We start from the raw sequence: 13,252 nt of genomic DNA on the forward strand, positions 1-13,252 counted from the left end.
GGCGGGCGCGGCCAGGCGCGACCGCCGCGTCTCGCTACCCGTCGACAGCGTCCGGGGCACGGAGGGGCCGCATTCCGCCCGGCAGGTCGGGGTCTGTACGGTCTTCGGCTCTGTCTCACATTCGGTGGTGACGGAGAGTTGTGAGGGTCGTTGACCTTTGTGTGAAGGACGTCAACGAACTTGTACGGATGATGTTTTCGGGTCTGTTCCCGCTGGTCATCGGGGATGTGCTGACGAGGGTGAGCGGATCGTGGTGCGGACGCGGACTCCGGAAGGCACCGCGATCTGTCCGGTGTGCGGGGTGTCGACGAGGCGGGTGCACGGCTACCACTAGCGGACGGTGGCCGACGTGCCGGTGGACGACCGCCGGGTGGTGGTCCGTGTGCGGGTGCGGCGCCTGGTGTGTCCCACACGCGGCTGCCGGCAGACCTTCCGTGAGCAGATGCCCGGGGTGCTGGAGCGATACCAGCGCCGCACGGCCCGTCTGACCAGGCAGGTCAAGGCCGTGGTCAAAGAGTTAGCGGACCGGGCTGGATCGCGTCCGCTGGCGATACTCGCGGTGGGCCTGTCGCGTCACACGGCCCCCTGCGCACCCTGCTACGCATCCCGTTGCCCACCGCGCGGGTGCCCCGCGTGATCGGCGTCGACGACTTCGCCCTGCGCCGGCGGCCCCGCTATGCCACCGTGGGGCGCTGTCACGTTGTTGGGTGGGTAAGTGTCTGATGCTGCGTCGCGGCGTGGTGGAGCCCGGTTCCGGGTTGTGCTCAGGCCGTTACGGCGAGGCCGACGACGCCGGTGAACTGGTCCCAGATGGCGAAGCGGACGGTCATCTCGGCGCGGTAGTCGTGTGCGGGCATCAGGTGGCGGCGGGGACGGAAGTGGGGTGGGATGCCGCTGAACGCGGCCAGGAACCGCTGGGCTGCGTCCACGCTGCGGCAAGCCTTTCATCGCGCGTTCGCGCTGCCTGGTGGGCTGGTGGCTGTTCTCCGCCCGGTTGTTGGGGTACTTCGGCTGCCGGTGCTCGACGGAAGGCATGACCTCGCGGCGGGCGGCGCCGTAGGAGGGGAGCTTGCCGGTGACGATCGCCCGCGGCACCGTACGGGTCTTCTTCGGCAGGCGGCGCAGGAAGCGCCCGGCCGCGGCCTTGTCCCGTCGGCTCCGCACGAGGATGTCCAGGACGTTGCCGTCCTGGTCGACGGCCCGCCACAGGTACTTCAATTCACCGTTGATCGTGATGAAGACCTCGTCCAGGTGCCATGTGTCACCAGGCCGGGGCTGCCGGCGGCGCAGCGCGCCTGCGTACCGCTGCCCGAACCTGGCGCACCAGCGGCGCACCGTCTCATAGGAGACCACGATCCCGCGCCCGGCCATCAGCTCCTCCACCTCGCGCAACGACAGCGGGAAACGGAAGTACAGCCGCACACAGGGGGAGATGACCTCGACCGGGTACCGGTGACCCTGGTACGACAGCGACGTGCTCCCCACGAACAACCCCTCCCAGCCTGGTCAGCCAGAAGATCATCCCGCCCGCCAGCCAACGTGACAGCGCCCGCCCACCTCATCGAGGCCGATGGCGGCGAAGCCCTCACCCTCACCTGCGACGTCACCGGCGAAGAAGACGCCCAGGCCGCGGTCGATCGGAGCGTCGAACGCTTCGGAAGCCTGGACGCGGCCTTCAACATCGCCGGCGTCGAGCAGCCCGTCCAGTCGGCCGCCGACACCGCCAAGGACGACTGGGACCGCATCCTGGGCGTCAGCCTCACCGGCGCGTTCCTGTGTACCCGGGCTCAGCTCCGGCAGATGCTCCGGCAGGACGGCGGCGGCGCCATCGTCAACGTCTCCTCCGGCGCCGGGGTCAAGGGCTTCAAGGGGCAGGCCGCCTACGCCGCCGCCAAGCACGGGGTCATCGGCTCCACCCGCTCCGCCGCCCTCGACCACGCCGTCGTCGGCATCCGCACCAACGCCGTCTGCCCCGGCATCATCGACACCGGGATGATCCGCCGTTTCGGCGATACCCGCCCAGGGGGCCACGAAGGACTCATCGCCGACGAACCCGTCGGCCGCCTCGGCAAACCGGAAGAGATCGCCTCCGCCGTGCTCTGGCTGTACTCCGACGACGCCGCCTTCACCACCGGCCCCGCCCTCGTCGTCGGCGGCCAGACCACCTGACCCCCTCGATCCCTTCCTGGATCTTCGGCCGCTCGCTGCCGAGGCACTCGACCGGGTGGTCGCCGAGAAGTCCGAGCTCGCCGAACTCTGGGACGGGACACCCAGTGGCCCACAGTGGCGGCAAAGCATCAGCCGGCTTCGCGCCGTCCTCGCTCCCGCGTTTGCCTGCACCCGCAGGGTGGGTGCGCAGGCGGTGGCACAGCCGGGTCCGGGAGCCGGGGCGCATGGCGATCAGCCCGGCCACGGACAGGCGTCCCGAGTGTCGCCCGCTGATGATCACGACCGGGGTGCGGCCGCGTCGGCCCCAGGTGCGTCCCCGGGGCGGCTTCCGGGTGATCCCTGCCTCGTCCTCGAAGCAGATGTAGCCCCCGCGGGCCGCCCTCGCTCCTCCACCTCCGCCCAGGTCGCCTTCCACCCGGTGACGGCCTGCTCGTCGCGCTCGGCGACCCGCCGCGCGGGGACCTGCGGGCTGAAGCCGAGCCGGTGCATCAGTCGGGCGGCACCCGAGACGCTGTAGGGGACGTGGAACTTCCTGCCGATCAGCGTGGCCACCCGAGCGGCGGTCCACACCTGATCCTCCACCCAGCCGTGCGCGGCGGGTCCTGGAAGACGTACTGGATCACGCCCCGGCGGCGCAGGGCGCGCCACTGGCGGGGGCCGTACGCGCTGACCTGTTCGTCGCCGACGGTGATCGACCCGGCGGAGGCGCGCACCAGGCCGAGCGCGGCGCGGGCGAGGGTGAACTTGCCCGAGCCGGTCTCGCCGATGATGCCGACGGTCTCCCCAGGGGCGACGCTCAGGGAGACGTCGGTCAGGGCGCTGCGCCGCCGTCGGCGCGGTCCGTAGTGCACGGACAGGCCCTCGATGCGCAGGACCGGCTCGGTGGCCCGCGGTGCCGGCTCGTCGCTCATGCGTCCTCCTTCGGTGCGAGGAACTTTTCCAGGCCGTACTGCTCGTGCTCGGCGATCAGCAGGCGGGTGTACTCGTGCTGCGGGTCGTGCAGGACCTGCCGGGCCGAACCCTGTTCGACGACCTCGTCCCGGCACAGGACGAGGACCTCGTCGCAGAGCTGGGCGACGACGGCCAGGTCGTGGGAGACCACGACGAGGGCGAGACCGGTCTGCTCGCGCAGGTCGGCCAGCAGGTCGAGGATCTCGGCCTGGACGGTGACGTCGAGCGCGGTGGTGGCCTCGTCGGCGATCAGGATCCGCGGGCCGGCGGCGATCGCGACCGCGAGGAGCACCCGCTGGAGCATGCCTCCGGACAGCTCGTAGGTGTACTGGCCGTACACCAGCTCGGGGTCCCGCAGGTGCATGGCGCGCAGCAGTTCGACCGCCTGTCGGCGGGCCTCGCGCCGCTTGACCCCCTTCTTGACGCGGATGACCTCGGCGACCTGCGCGCCCACGCGGAGGGAGGGGTTGAGGTAGGAGGCCGGGTCCTGGAAGACCGCGCTGATGGTGGTGCCGCGCAGGGCCGTCCACCGGGCGGGGGAGAGGCCGGCGATGTCGTGGCCGTCGATCTCGATGGAACCGCCGGTGATCTCGAAGTGGGCGGGGAGGATGCCCAGGGCGGCCCGGCAGGTGAGGGTCTTGCCGCTGCCGGACTCGCCGACGATGCCGACGGTCCGGCCGGGGGTGAGCGCGAAGCTCACGCCGTGGACGATCTCCCGGCCGCCGACCCGGTCGCTGATGCGTACGTCGCGCACGGCCAGCACCGGCGCCTCGGCGGAGGCCGTCTCCCCGGTCTCCTCGGCCCGGGCGGGCAGCTTCTCGGACAGAGCGGTCATCACGCACCTCCGGCGGGAGCGGGGTCGGCCTTGTCGAACCGGTTGGCGCGGGCCTTGCGGTGGTTGACCAGTGCGCGGCCGGCCTCGCCCGAGATGTCGCGGATGGCGTCGGCGAGGAGGTTGCAGGCCCAGACGGTGATCATGATCAGGAGGGCGGGGTGAGGGGCGCCCACGGCCGGTGGCTGAGGTAGCCGAGGTCCGAGGCGAGCAGACCGCCCCAGGTGGGAGCGGGCGGCTGCACGCCGATCCCGAGGAACGTCAGGCTGGAGACGATCACGAAGCCGACCCCGATGGTCTGGGCGAGCGCGACCGCGATGGGCGGGAGCACCTTGACCCAGACGTGACGGCGGACGACCCAGCCGATGGAGGCCCCGGAGATGATCGCGGCCTCGACGTACTGCGAGCGGGCCACCGACAGGGTGGCGGCGCGGGACACCCGGTAGAACAGCGGGGACACCAGCGCCCCGGTGACGAGCATGGCCTGGGTGAGGCCGTTGCCGAGCAGGGCGATGACCGCGACGGCGAACAGCAGGAAGGGAAGGGCGACCAGGGTGTCGGCCAGCCGCAGGGTGATCCATTCGAAGGTCCGGCCGAGGTGGACCGACAGGATACCCGGGACGGTGCCCACCACCAGTGCGGTCAAGGCGACTTCGAGGGAGCCGAGGACACTGATCCGGGAGCCGTCCAGGAGCCGGCTCAGGACGTCCCGGCCCAGGTAGTCGGTGCCCAGCCAGTGGGCGCCGGAGGCGGCGGCGAGGGTGTTGCCGCTGGTGGCCAGCGGATCCCGGGGAGCCAGCAGCGGGCCGAGGACGGCGAGGAGGGTGATCACGGCGAGAACGACCACGGCGATCCGGCCGGAGGGCAGGGCGAGTACACGGCGCAGCACGGTTCACACTCCCCGCTGGGACGCGGGCGTCACGCGCGCCAGCACCAGGTTGACGACCAGGTTGAACAGGACGACCAGGACGATCGACGCGACGAGCACTCCCTGGACGGCGGGTACGTCACCGGCCTGTGCGGAGTCGTTGGCGAACCGACCGAATCCCTGGAGGCCGAAGATCCACTCCGTGACGACGGAGGCGCCGACGAGGGAGGGGAACTTCAGGCCGAGGGTGGCGAGCGCCGGACCGAGGCCGTTGCGCAGGACGTGGCCGAAGAAGATCCGGCGCCCGCTCAGGCCCCGTACCACCGCGCCCGTCACGTAGTTCTCGCGATAGGCCGCGACGAGGCTGGAGCGCAGCTGACGGGCCACGTCGGCCACCACGTCGAAGCTCAACGCGACGGCCGGCAGGGTGATGTGGGCGAGCCAGGGGCCGAGCCCCTGCTCCGCCGGGACGTATCCGGCGGAGGGGAAGAGGTGCAGTCCCACCGCGAAGACCGCGACCAACACGATGCCGACGACGAAGGCCGGCATCACCGAGATCACCGTGACGAGTCCGGTGACGGCGCGGTCCACCCACGTGGTGCGGCGCAGCGCCGCGAGCGTGCCGAGGGCGAAGCCCGCGGTCACGCCGACGAGCAGGGCGAAGACCGCCACCGACAGGCTCACGCCGAGGCCGAGGCCGATGAGGGTGGAGATGTCGGCGCCGTTGGTCCAGCTCGTTCCGAGCCGTCCGTGCAGGACGCCGTCGAACCAGTCGCCGTACTGCACGAGGAAGGACCGGTTCAGACCCCACTCGGCCTCGATGCGGGCGATGGCCTCGGGTGTCGCCTCCTCGCCCAGCTGGATCCGTGCCGGGCTGAGCCCGCTCAGCGACCGCAGCGCGAACGTCACGAACGTCGCGATCAGGAAGACGGGCACGAAGATCGCGGCCGACCGGGCGAGGGTGACCAGGATGCGGCCGAGTGCGTGCCGCGTCCTGGCCGCGGCGGCCGTACGACGGACGTCGGGTGTGGCAGGTGCCTCTGCCGTCGTCATGGGTTGCCCCCTCTCAGTGGTGGACGGGATGTCAGTTGCCGCCGATGGTCACGCCGGTCCAGTCGATGTGGGCCGGGTTCTTCGGCAGGCCGGAGACGGACTTGCTCTTGGCGATGAGGTTCGGCTGGGAGTAGGTGAAGATCAGTGCCTTGCTCTTCAGGCCGGCCCGGGTCGCAGCCTGGAGCACCTTGGCGTAGTCCGGCGAGTCCAGCGGGGTCTGGCATACCTTGGCGAGGTCGGGCACCGCCTCGCCCGTGGCGTTGGTACGAGTCAACGACGCGTACACCAGGGCGAGTTCGCGGAACTGGGCGCCGCTGCCACTGACCACCGGGTCCCAGTGGGTGGGGAAGTAGGAGGACGTCCACTTCAGGGTGGCGTTGCCGCTCGCGGAGGCGGCGTCGCCGCCGCAGGCGCTGAGGGCGGGGACGAGCACGGTCGCGAGGGTGGCTCCCAGGGCCGCGGCGCGCAGTCGGCCGGGTCGCAGGTGCAGTCCGGGGCGCTGGGGTGTGAGTCGTCCGGGCATCTCGGTTCTTTCTTCGAGGGAGCCGACCCGCGGCAGGACCGCGGGTTCGGGCAGGGGCGGTTCCCTCCGCGGGGCATGCCGGCGCATTCCTGGGCCGGGCATGCCGGGGAGGCGGGCGGTGGGCCCGGGCATGCCGCGCTCAGGGCATGAGGCGTCGGCGGTCACGCGGGGGAGTGCCGGGAGGCATGGGGAAGGGAGGCGACGAAGCGCGAAGGGGGCGGCGCGAGGTGACGGCTGCCGGGCGGGTGGGTGACGGGAAGCCGGTGCCGGCGGAAGCGGTCAGGTGCCTGTGGGCCGGGGCGGCGGGCGGTCAGCGACAGAGAGCGCTGCAGGTGCGCCGCAGGTCCACGTAGCGGCACACCACACCGGGGTGCGTCGTAAGCATGGTGCACATCCTGGGGGCAAGCGATCCGCTGCTGTCAATGGACACCATTTGGTGTCTCATACGGCGGGACGGCTCCTGACCGCTGGTCAGCGGCCCGTCAGGGCCCGGTGGGAGTGCCGCGGCCGGTGACCGGGTGGGTCGCGGCCTCCTCGGGGTGCAGCCACAGGGGGCCGTTGCCGGTCTCGACCCGGACGGCGGCGACGGGCGGCCAGGCGCCGTGCGTCAGGAGCGTGCGCTCCGGATCGGTCAGACTCCGGTACCGCTCCAGCGCGGTGGCCGGATCCAGTGTCACGGGGGCCGACAACAGCCCCGGCCCGGACGCTTCCAGTGCCGAGGTGTAGTCCTCGTAGGACCGCCAGCCGGGCACCGCGCGCACACCGGCGGACGAGTGGACCAGCAGCGTGGGCAGCGCGTAGCGGTACCCGCCGTCGGCGGTCTCCTTGGCGGCGCCGGGATGCGGGGACCCGCCGGGCGCGGACAGCACCTCGCGGACCGGGCGCCGCGCCTCGGCACGGTCGGCGCGCACCCGGTCGCGCACGGCGGCCGACGCCGCGTCGGCCGCCAGCCGCTCCAGGTCCAGGCCCGGCAGACCCCACGCGGCCGACAGCGCGAGCGCGGGGGTGTCGGCCGGTTCCCCGAGGACGAAGACGGTCTCCCGCAGCCGCCGCAGGACCCGCTCGGCAACCTCGCGGCCCTGCAGTTCGGCGGCCTTGGCGACGAGCGAGGACGGCCACGAACTCGCCGCCACCCGGCTGAGTCGACCGGCCCGCGGCGCGTGCGTGTGGCCGCTGATGTCCTTGACGTATCGGGAGTACCAGGCCGTCTCCGCGGCCGGATCGGGTGCCGGGTCGTCGTCCTCGTCGAACAGCACGCAGTACACGCGGCGCCAGCGGACGCGGCCGGACAGGGCCGCGCGCAACCCGCGCAGCACCGGCTCCGCTCCCCAGGACCAGGGGCACAGCGGGTCGGTGTACTCCACCACCTCGACCGACACTCCGTCTGCCGCGACCGTCACGCCGCTCCCTTCCGGCTCAACTCCCGCCCGCCGTGTCGGGCAGCAGCGAGGTGAGGCTGATCCCGCGCAGGAGCGCGGCGGCGTCCGCCTCGATCCGGCGCCACACCCCGGGCAGCCCGGAGGCGGGACCGGGGTAGTCGAGACCGGTCAGCGGCTCGCCCCGCAGGGTGATCAATTCACCGTCCACGGCATGGGCCACGTCGAGGAGCGTGATCTGTTCGGCGGGCCGGCCGAGCCAGTACCCGCCCTCGCAGCCGCGCTGGCTGCGCACCAGGCCGGCCTTCCGTAGTTCGCCCACCACGGACTTCAGGAAGCGGAACGGGATCTGTTGCGAGGAGGCGATGGCCTCGCACGTCAGAGGGCGGTCGGGTTCGCGGGCGAGCTCCAACAGGGCCCGCGTGGCGTAGTCCGCCTTCGCGGAAATATGCATGCGCACATGATGCCCGACAAGCTGCCTCCGGCGAGGGTCTCCACAGGTCCTGCTCGAACATTGCGGAAACATTACCGCAGGTGAAGCGCAATGGACACCTCTTGACATCCTTTTCCGGGCGGCTCTAGCGTCCCCACCATGAGCAAGCCGTTGACAACCCCGGGTGAGGGATTCCACCCGCACCTGCACCCCACCGACGGGCAGCCGGTGGCACCCCTGCGCACGCGCCTGCACCACATCCGCGCCGACGCGCTCGACGGCGACACCGCCCAGACCGGAGGCATGCGCCGCTTCGCCGCGGTCAGCGGCACCACGGTGGGGTCCGAGAAGCTCTGGATGGGCCAGACGCACGTGGCTCCCGCCACCTCCTCCTCCGACCACCACCACGGTGAGTCCGAGACCGCCATCTACGTCGTCAGTGGGCACCCCGAGTTCGTCTTCCTCGACGACTCCGGCACCCGGCCGGAGGAGGTCCGGCTGCGGACCTCCCCGGGCGACTACATCTTCGTGCCCCCGTTCGTCCCGCACCGCGAGGAGAACCCCGACCCCGCCGAGGAAGCTGTGGTCGTCATCGCCCGCAGCACGCAGGAGGCGATCGTGGTCAACCTGCCGCAGCTGCACGCCCTGCGGTCACCGCAGTCCTGACGCGGGTCACCCGCGCGGGCCGCCGGCCGCCGCGCCGGCCGGCGGCGTCCGTGTCCGCCGACCGGCAGCGCCGGAGGCGTGACGACGAGCCTCGGAGCGGGTGGAGGCGGGCCTTGAGCGGGCAGCCGCATCGCCTGCGGGGTCGGCCACGACATGCCGCTGCCCGAACTTTCCGCACCAGCGGTGGACCGTCCCGTAGGAGACGACGATCCCGCGCTCGAGCAGGAGCTCCTCGACCTCGCGCGACGACAGCGGGAAGCGGTGGTACAGCCACCCACAGGGGGAGACGACCTCGACCGGGTACCGGTGACCCTGGTACGACAGCGACGCGCTCCCCACGGACGCCCCTTCCCAGGTTGATCAACCCGAAGGTCATCCCACGGGGCAGCCAACGTGACAGCGCCCACCCGCCCGTCGGCGTCCGGTGCCCGACCTGCAGCTGACTTCCAGACGTGGCTGCGCACTTCGGCCCAAGCCGCGCCGATCGCGGTCAGCGCCTTCCCACCGGCGGTGGCGAGGGTGTCGGTCAGGCGGGAGACCGTCGGGTTGGAGGCCACCGGTCCGAACACGGCCGGCTCGGACCGCAGCAGTGCGACGTCGGCGAAGCCGTCTCCGCCGAGCGCGACCGCCGCATCAAGATCCATGACAGGTGGTTCCCGAGGAAGCGGATGAGCCCGCCATGAACGCTGACAACGGTGCGCAGTCACCGTCTCTGATCGCAGTGCCGCTCAACCGTAGGAACGTCGATGCGGTGCACACGGGTGAGTGCTGGGCTGCGGCCAGGAGTGGCCGGTGCCGTCCGGCGACCCGGCAGCAGGCGGTCGAGGCGCTGCGCCAGCAGGTCCCCGTGTGCGTCCGCCGCCGACCCGACACGGCTCTCAGCATCTTGGGCTGAGCCCCTGCGGCCTCGCGTTCCGCCGCCGACCGCCGCCGGATGCCCCAGGTGATGTCTGCAGGGGGCTCCGTCCTGTGATGGCCCCGCCGGGGTCGTCCAGCAAGGTGATCTGGAAAGTGGCGTGAGCTCTCCGCCGGAAGGTCCCCGGCCAGCAGTCGGCTCGGCGTCGTGCGGGGCGTCCGATCGGACGCCCCGCACGACGCCGGTCGGTTCACGGTCGCGGGTCAGCCGGCGGTCACCGTGAAGCTCTGTGCGGCCGAGCCGTCGCACGTGCGCTGTGCGAGTTGCGCACTGTTCGTGGCGGCGGTCGCCGCAGTCAGACACTTGCCGCTGTGGCGGGCGGTGAAGTGGTAGCGTCCGGCGGCTTCTTTCACGGGGAGCCACTGCTGGTTCTGGCCGCCTCCGTACGCCCACAGTTGCAGCGGTGCGTTGTCGGCGCTCGACACATCGGTCACGTCGATGACTTGCTGCGGATTCGGGCGCACGCCGATGCGTCGGTATCCGCTGTCGGCCGCGGCGAGCTGGAACTGCTGGGCCTGGGTGCCGTTGCAGGTGTACTGCTGGATCGCGGTGCCGTTGACGGTGGCGGCGGCGCGGGCGTCGACGCAGGTGCCGTTGCCGACGTTCTTCAGGGAGTACCAGGACGCCTCGGAGAGCGTGTCGTCCGGTGGGGTGGCGCCGTCGGCGCCGCCGAGCCACTTGAGCCCGTCCAGCAGGAAGCGGTTCTGCGTCGCGCTGGCGAACGTCGACGACGTGCGGGTGTTCGTGTCGTAGTTCATCGCGTTGTGGCCGAAGTTCGCGTACAGCATCTTGTACTTCGTGTTGGTCCACAAGATCGGGTAGTAGCCGCTGTACCAGGACTGGTTGGGGTCGGTGCCCAGCGGGAAGCTGCTGGGGTCGACCGAGGCGAGGATTTTGATGTCCGGGTTCTGCCGCAGGTCGTTGGACCAGCTGTACCACTCGCTGACCGACGACGTGAAAGTGGCGGGCAGGTTCACAGTGGACGGGTGCGTCCGGTCCTCGACCTTCAGGGTCGCGGACGTCGGGCCCCAGGTGTTGGACTTGAAGTTGCCGCTGCCCAGGAACTGGTTGTGGTACCACGACCAGCTCGCCGCGTCCGTGGTGAAGGCGGAGACGTGGAAGCCCATCCAGGCTCCGCCGCCGCGCATGTACTGCTCGAATCCGGCGCGCTGGGCGGCGGTCTGCGGCAGGTCATCGAGGAACAGGACGACCTGGTAGGCGTTGACGCCGCCGTTGGCGAGGAGATTCCAGTCGTTGCTGGCGGTGTAGGTGAAGCCGTTCGCGGCCGCCTGCCGGGGCAGCCAGTCGTTGGCCTCCTTCTCGAAGTCGATGTGTGCCGCATCCCATGTGCCGCTGTAGAGGCCGAGCACTTTGAAGGGGATCGCCGCGGTGCCGGCGTGTGCGGCGGGTGGTGCGGCGAGCCCGAGGAGGGCCGCGAGCAGGAGGAGGATCCGCAGGGCGGTGCGGGCGGATCCGGATCTGGTGGTGTGCGTCGGGTGCATCTGCCGATCGGTCCCTTCGCCCCGGTGTACGGGTAGGTGGTGAGGTAGGCGACGTTGTCGGTGATGACTGCGGGGTGGGTGCTGGAGTAGCGGTAGCTGCCCGGTCCCCACGCCTCGTGGCTGGTGACGGAGTCGGCGAAACACGAGAGTCTCCTATGGGGAGCCGTACACGGGGCCGTCGGGGCCGTCAGCCGGTGTACTTGGCGAAGATGCCGGTGAACTGCCAGGCGCTCTGGGCCACACCCGAGCAGGTGTCGTCGTTCGGGTAGCCGCCGGCGCAGGGCCGGTCGCGGTTGGCCGACCAGAACGTGAGGCGCGCGAGGTGGTGCTGCTGCGCGTAGCCGAGGATGGTCTGGAAGTCGGCCGGGGTGACGGTCTCGTTGACGTCGGTGATCCCGTTCATGGACGAGATGCCCATGCTCCGGTACGCCTGGTCGTCGCTGTAGCCGTAGGCGCTCTTGAGGGCGTTCTTGAGGCCCTCGGCCGCCTTGGTCGTCAGCGTCCCCATGTTCTGGCCCGCGCCGCCGAAGTCGAACGGCATGATCGTCCAACTGTCCACGGCCAGACCGGAGTTCGCGGATCGGTTGATCAGGCTGGTGTCGGGCCCGGACTGGCCGGTGCCGATGGTGACGTACACCTTCAGGCCCGGGTTGGCGGCCTTGACGGCCTTGAGCGCGTCGACCGTGCGCTGCTGCACGGTCCCATTGCTGTAGGCGTCGGCCTCCAGGTCGATGTCGATGGCCTTGAGCCCGTAGGCGTCGATGACCTTCTGGTACGCGTCGGCGAGCGCGGAGGCGCTGGTACAGGAGCTCTCCAGCTTGTTGCCGCTGTAGCCGCCGAAGGAGGGGATGACGTCGCCGCCGTTCGCCCGGATGGTGCTGACGGTCTGCTGGTCGACGCCGCCGGTGAGCGGGCGGCCGCCGTCCCACTGCGGGTTGCAGGTGCCGTTGCTGAGGACGAAGGCGAGGGTGAACCACTTGACGCCGGTGGCGTTCATGATGGTGACCGGGTCGGGCGGGTTGCCCCAGCCGTTGTAGAGATAGGGTGCGACGGCCATCGGGGCGGCGGCAGGGGGCGTGCCGCCGCCGGTCGGCGCGGTCCATTTCTGGTTGGCGGCGCCGGTGCAGCTCCAGATCTGGATGGGAGTGCCGTTCGCAGAAGTGTTGCCGGTGACGTCGGCGCACTTGCCGGACTGCTGGCCGACGAGGTCACGGGCCGCGGTGGCGGTCCATTTCTGGTTGGTGCTGCCGGTACAGTCCCATATCTGGAGTCTGGCTCCGTTGGTGGTCGCATTGCCGGTGACGTCGAGGCACTTGCCGAGTGCGCGGATCGTGCCGTCGGTGCCGACGGTCCACTGCTGGGCACTGGTGCCGTTGCAGTCGTAGAGCTGGACGGCCGTGCCGTTGACGGAGTTGGCTCCCGCCACGTCGAGGCACTTGCCGCCGAGTCCGGTGATGGTGCCGGTGGCCGCGGCGGCGGGGACCGCGGCGAGTGCGCTCGCCGATCCCGTGAGCAACGCGGTGGCGAGGATGGCCCGCAGAGTGGCCTTGCGGGCGAAGGCGGGCCTGGGCAGGGGGGTCGTGGGGAGCATGGGGTTCACAGCCCTTCAGGAAAGGCCATCAGTGGGGGTTATTGGCGTTCACATATATGAACATCAGGTGTATTCATGAAGCTGCAGCGAACAGGAACCTAAAGGTCTACGCCAAAGCGGTCAAGAGGTGAAGTCGAGGTGACCGTCAACGAAGGTGCGTCCGCGAGGACTTGAACACAGCAAAGTCCCTGGTGGGCCTCCCGGGGGAGGCAACACTACTTAATTCAAGGTGTGCTAAAAAGGGGGCTGCCGCAGTGATCACCCTGGTGACGGGCAGGCAGCGAGTCGGCATCCACCAGGCACTGGCCGGCCGGGCGCTGACGGTCTGGGCGAACCACCGCAGTGTCCACTTCTCCTCGACGGGCATCTCGT

The 13,252-nt window shown here is 70.8% G+C and carries 9 protein-coding genes and 9 pseudogenes; 5 read left to right on the forward strand and 13 right to left on the reverse strand.

The genetic code is table 11. From position 1 onward, the window contains the following. Positions 1 to 191: 191 nt before the first annotated feature. Positions 192 to 687: pseudogene (locus QQY24_RS30635) on the forward strand (transposase family protein); the annotation flags it as partial. A 77-nt stretch (positions 688 to 764) separates the two neighbouring features. On the opposite strand, the pseudogene QQY24_RS30640 reads toward QQY24_RS30635, so the two are convergent. Continuing rightward, positions 765 to 1,485, reverse strand: a pseudogene (locus QQY24_RS30640) (IS6 family transposase). A 54-nt stretch (positions 1,486 to 1,539) separates the two neighbouring features. Between QQY24_RS30640 and QQY24_RS30645 the strand changes: the two are divergent. Together QQY24_RS30645 and QQY24_RS30650 are read left to right on the forward strand one after the other, a co-directional pair. Continuing rightward, positions 1,540 to 2,169 (forward strand): SDR family oxidoreductase, encoded by a 630-nt coding sequence (locus QQY24_RS30645; RefSeq protein ID WP_301975929.1) that lies wholly within the window; start codon positions 1,540 to 1,542, stop codon positions 2,167 to 2,169. Between the two features lie 16 nt (positions 2,170 to 2,185). Beyond that, positions 2,186 to 2,281, forward strand: a pseudogene (locus QQY24_RS30650) (DUF4259 domain-containing protein); the annotation flags it as partial. 164 nt (positions 2,282 to 2,445) lie between these two features. Here the strand turns inward: QQY24_RS30650 and QQY24_RS30655 are convergent. From QQY24_RS30655 to QQY24_RS30690, 8 genes and pseudogenes are all read right to left on the reverse strand, one after another. Continuing rightward, positions 2,446 to 2,772, reverse strand: a pseudogene (locus tag QQY24_RS30655) (winged helix-turn-helix domain-containing protein); the annotation flags it as partial. After that, positions 2,757 to 3,080, reverse strand: a pseudogene (locus QQY24_RS30660) (ATP-binding cassette domain-containing protein); the annotation flags it as partial. The pseudogenes QQY24_RS30660 and QQY24_RS30655, both read right to left, overlap by 16 nt. Next, complete coding sequence (locus QQY24_RS30665; protein WP_301975930.1) at positions 3,077 to 3,955, reverse strand: ABC transporter ATP-binding protein; 879 nt, start codon at positions 3,953 to 3,955, stop codon at positions 3,077 to 3,079. The gene QQY24_RS30665 and the pseudogene QQY24_RS30660, both read right to left, overlap by 4 nt. After that, positions 3,955 to 4,841 (reverse strand): annotated as a pseudogene (locus tag QQY24_RS30670) (ABC transporter permease). The gene QQY24_RS30665 and the pseudogene QQY24_RS30670 overlap by 1 nt, the downstream one beginning before the upstream one ends. Positions 4,842 to 4,844: 3 nt before the next feature. Next, a complete protein-coding gene (locus tag QQY24_RS30675) occupies positions 4,845 to 5,873 on the reverse strand; it encodes an ABC transporter permease (protein WP_301975931.1) in 1,029 nt (342 codons plus the stop codon). 226 nt (positions 5,874 to 6,099) lie between these two features. Then, positions 6,100 to 6,396: pseudogene (locus QQY24_RS30680) on the reverse strand (peptide ABC transporter permease); the annotation flags it as partial. Positions 6,397 to 6,878: 482 nt separating this feature from the next. Then, positions 6,879 to 7,796 (reverse strand): DsbA family protein, encoded by a 918-nt coding sequence (locus tag QQY24_RS30685; RefSeq protein ID WP_301975932.1) that lies wholly within the window; start codon positions 7,794 to 7,796, stop codon positions 6,879 to 6,881. Between the two features lie 16 nt (positions 7,797 to 7,812). After that, positions 7,813 to 8,226 carry an Rrf2 family transcriptional regulator gene (locus QQY24_RS30690; RefSeq protein WP_301975933.1) on the reverse strand — a complete coding sequence of 138 codons (414 nt, stop codon included), beginning with the start codon at positions 8,224 to 8,226 and terminating at the stop codon, positions 7,813 to 7,815. A gap of 138 nt (positions 8,227 to 8,364) precedes the next feature. Between QQY24_RS30690 and QQY24_RS30695 the strand changes: the two genes are divergently transcribed. After that, positions 8,365 to 8,871: a cupin domain-containing protein gene (locus QQY24_RS30695; RefSeq protein WP_301975934.1), complete on the forward strand. Its 507-nt coding sequence runs from the start codon at positions 8,365 to 8,367 to the stop codon at positions 8,869 to 8,871. 162 nt (positions 8,872 to 9,033) lie between these two features. Here the strand turns inward: QQY24_RS30695 and QQY24_RS30700 are convergent. Beyond that, a pseudogene (locus QQY24_RS30700) lies at positions 9,034 to 9,195 on the reverse strand (IS6 family transposase); the annotation flags it as partial. 80 nt (positions 9,196 to 9,275) lie between these two features. Further along, positions 9,276 to 9,518, reverse strand: a pseudogene (locus QQY24_RS30705) (IS1380 family transposase); the annotation flags it as partial. A gap of 32 nt (positions 9,519 to 9,550) precedes the next feature. Between QQY24_RS30705 and QQY24_RS30710 the strand changes: the two are divergent. Next, the gene (locus tag QQY24_RS30710) at positions 9,551 to 9,766 is read left to right on the forward strand and encodes a DUF6233 domain-containing protein (protein WP_301975935.1); all 216 of its coding nucleotides are present in this window, start codon (positions 9,551 to 9,553) and stop codon (positions 9,764 to 9,766) included. Between the two features lie 224 nt (positions 9,767 to 9,990). On the opposite strand, the gene QQY24_RS30715 is transcribed toward QQY24_RS30710, so the two are convergent. Together QQY24_RS30715 and QQY24_RS30720 are read right to left on the reverse strand one after the other, a co-directional pair. Beyond that, positions 9,991 to 11,289, reverse strand: a complete 1,299-nt coding sequence (locus tag QQY24_RS30715) for a ThuA domain-containing protein (protein ID WP_301975936.1) — start codon at positions 11,287 to 11,289, stop codon at positions 9,991 to 9,993. Positions 11,290 to 11,476: 187 nt separating this feature from the next. Beyond that, the gene (locus tag QQY24_RS30720) at positions 11,477 to 12,880 is read right to left on the reverse strand and encodes a lectin (RefSeq protein ID WP_301975937.1); all 1,404 of its coding nucleotides are present in this window, start codon (positions 12,878 to 12,880) and stop codon (positions 11,477 to 11,479) included. Between the last annotated feature and the right edge of the window lie 372 nt (positions 12,881 to 13,252).

Source organism: Streptomyces sp. TG1A-8, assembly GCF_030499535.1.
Classification (GTDB): Bacteria; Actinomycetota; Actinomycetes; order Streptomycetales; family Streptomycetaceae; genus Streptomyces.